A 2,215-nucleotide genomic window follows, 5' to 3' on the forward strand; every position below is an offset into this window, starting at 1 on the left:
TTAAACAGCGTACTCCAGCGGGCAAATGGGGTGACCCAAAAGATCTTCAAGGTGCCGCGATCTTCTTAGCCGGTAATGCGAGCAATTTCATCACGGGGCAGGTGGTCTACGTTGACGGCGGCATACTGGCGACGATTGGCCGCCCTCAAGGCGAATAGGTTCACAATGCTCCATTGTATGGGGCATGTGTACCACATTTAGATACTCAACTAAGCTTAAGTTACCTGCGGGCGAAAAATTCGCTATCAGCCATATTGGCAGGGCACTTTGCGGCCTAAAAAAAGTAGTGATTGACGTTTACATGGGTAGTACCCCAAAAACCTTTAACGTAACGCGTTATTCAATTGGAGTTTAATGATAATGAGAAAACCTATCGTAATCGCAAACTGGAAGCTAAATGGCGGCTTGGATTTAATATGTATGTCTTTAGCTTCGTTTATCGGTAAGCATTTTGATGCAACCATTGCTATTTGTCCGCCTTATATTTATATGCGGGACATGATGACGTTTTTGCAGTTTTCGGAATTACTGATTGGCAGTCAAAATGTGAGTCGTTTTGAATCGGGTGCATATACCGGCGAAACCTCGGCTCAGATGCTTAAAGAGGCGGGCTGCTCGTTATGTTTGATTGGCCATTCAGAGCGCCGAGCCATGTTTGCTGAAAACAATGAAGGTTGCCACATTAAGGTGTTGACTGCGTTAAATCATCACTTATTACCCGTACTTTGTGTCGGTGAGAATCAAGCCGAAAAAGACGCCGGTGAAACTGTTTCTGTTTTATCCAAACAGTTAAAAGAGAGCTTAACGAATATTGTTTTGGAAGGCCGGGAATTATGCATAGCCTATGAACCTGTTTGGGCTATAGGTACCGGGCTTTCGGCCTCGCCGGAATTAGCGCAACAGGTGCATGAATTAATTAGAGCTGAACTTACACTGATATTCAGTGCGGATGAGGCAGAGCGCATTCGTATCGTATATGGCGGCAGTGTTAATAAAGGGAATGCAGCAGAATTACTATCGCAAAAGGATATAGATGGCGTGCTTGTGGGGGGCGCCAGTTTAGACCCGGAACATTTCTTAGCGATCTGTAGGCAGGCTTCACAATTCGATTCTTAAGAGGCGAGGCTAAAATCGTCTATTTACTGATGCAAAGAGGCTGCACGAAAGCAGGTTAATAGAATAACGATAGGGGCCGGGAGTCATTGTTCGATAATGTATCCCATTAGGGATATTCTCTATAAACATCAATTCAGTTTTAATGGGGGTTAATATGAATTTTTCAGGTTTATCTGTTCCTGCTGGGGTAGTACAAGGTCAAGATGTTCAAGTGCTTTACAATTGGGCCAAAGCTAACAGTTGTGCATACCCTGCCGTTAACGTGGTTGGCAGTAATTCTATTGTGGCCGTTTTGGAGGCCGCTAAAGGTGCTGGCTCGCCGGTGGTATTGCAAATATCTTATGGTGGTGCTGAATTCTTTTTAGGGAAAAGTATTTGTCTTGAAGGCCACAAAAGTGCTGTGTCCGGCGCGATTGCTGCGGCTCATTATATTCATTCTGTCGCAGAAGCTTATGGTGTGCCGGTTATATTGCATACCGATCATGCCGCCAAAAAAATACTTCCCTGGATCGACGGCTTACTCGATGCAGGCGAAGCGCATTATGAAAAAACAGGTAAAGCGCTATTTAGCTCACATATGATTGATTTGTCGGAAGAGCCCTTGCACGAAAACATAGAAATATGCGCTGATTACTTGAAGCGTATGAGCCGTATGGGCATGACCTTGGAAATCGAACTGGGTTGTACTGGTGGCGAAGAAGATGGTGTAGATAATACGGGGCTGGATAGCTCGGCCCTTTACACTCAGCCTGAAGATGTTTATTTTGCATACGAAACACTCAGTAAAATTAGTCATCAATTTACTGTTGCGGCGGCATTTGGCAATGTGCATGGTGTTTATAAGCCCGGAAATGTTAAGTTAACCCCTCAAATTCTTAAAAACAGACAAGAGTATATTCAGAAAAAATTAAAGACAAAAGCTAATCCGGTTGACTTTGTCTTTCATGGGGGGTCTGGTTCTGATGTTCAAGATATTAAAGAAGCTATTTCCTATGGTGTAGTGAAAATGAATATTGATACCGATACGCAGTGGGCGAGTTGGCAAGGCGTTAGAGCGTCAAGTTTAATCTTGATGCGTCTTGCAGGGTGCAAGTCCCTG

Annotated in this window: 3 protein-coding genes; all 3 read left to right on the forward strand. The window is 44.2% G+C overall.

Annotation, left to right across the window (positions count from 1 at the left end; all coding sequences use genetic code 11):
• Positions 1-158: SDR family oxidoreductase (locus AC3A8L_RS21370; RefSeq protein ID WP_487964301.1), on the forward strand; the 158-nt coding region annotated here is incomplete at its 5' end.
• Between the two features lie 202 nt (positions 159-360).
• Entirely contained in the window at positions 361-1,116 is a 756-nt protein-coding gene (gene tpiA / locus AC3A8L_RS21375; RefSeq protein ID WP_487964299.1) for a triose-phosphate isomerase, read from the forward strand.
• Positions 1,117-1,270: 154 nt separating this feature from the next.
• On the forward strand, positions 1,271-2,215 hold a 945-nt coding region (fbaA, locus tag AC3A8L_RS21380; RefSeq protein WP_487964300.1), incomplete at its 3' end, for a class II fructose-bisphosphate aldolase.

This window comes from Marinagarivorans sp. (assembly GCF_982758155.1).

Bases quoted from the DNA above. Each gene is read 5' to 3' on its own strand.
- tpiA (WP_487964299.1), top strand. From the start codon at position 361: ATGAGAAAACCTATCGTAATCGCAAACTGGAAGCTAAATGGCGGCTTG.